This window comes from Rubrivivax rivuli, from assembly GCF_004016505.1.
GTDB lineage: Bacteria > Pseudomonadota > Gammaproteobacteria > Burkholderiales > Burkholderiaceae_C > Rubrivivax > Rubrivivax rivuli.
The window spans coordinates 1-312 of sequence record NZ_SACR01000024.1 but is presented as its reverse complement, the minus strand read 5'-3'; the positions used below and the strand labels follow the sequence as shown (position 1 = coordinate 312).

Annotated in this window: 1 protein-coding gene; it reads right to left on the bottom strand. The window is 66.0% G+C overall.

Annotation, left to right across the window (positions count from 1 at the left end; translation table 11 throughout):
• Window positions 1–91 precede the first annotated feature (91 nt).
• A partial coding sequence (locus tag EOE66_RS21660; protein ID WP_245478955.1) for a Gfo/Idh/MocA family oxidoreductase occupies window positions 92–312 on the bottom strand: 221 nt, incomplete at its 5' end.

Genomic DNA, 312 nt, shown 5'->3' with positions numbered 1-312 from the left:
CTGATGTGCACGAAGTGCCACACACGGCAGTTCTCGCCCAGCACGGCCCCTTCGTCGACGATGGCGCTGGGGTGGATGGTCGTGGCCATGCTCAGTACGCCAGCGGCAGGTTCATGCGCTTGCCATCGCGCGCCGACAGGTACAGCGCGATCAAGAGCTCCAGGCTCTTCAGGCCCTCGCGACCGTCGGTCTCGGGCTGCGCTTCGCCGCGCAGGGTGCTGATCACGTTGTCGTAGTAGCGGGGATGGCCGAAGCCGTAGACCGAGGTGGTCTCGTAGCTGGCGCTGGCGATCTGCTCGTCCATCGGATCGG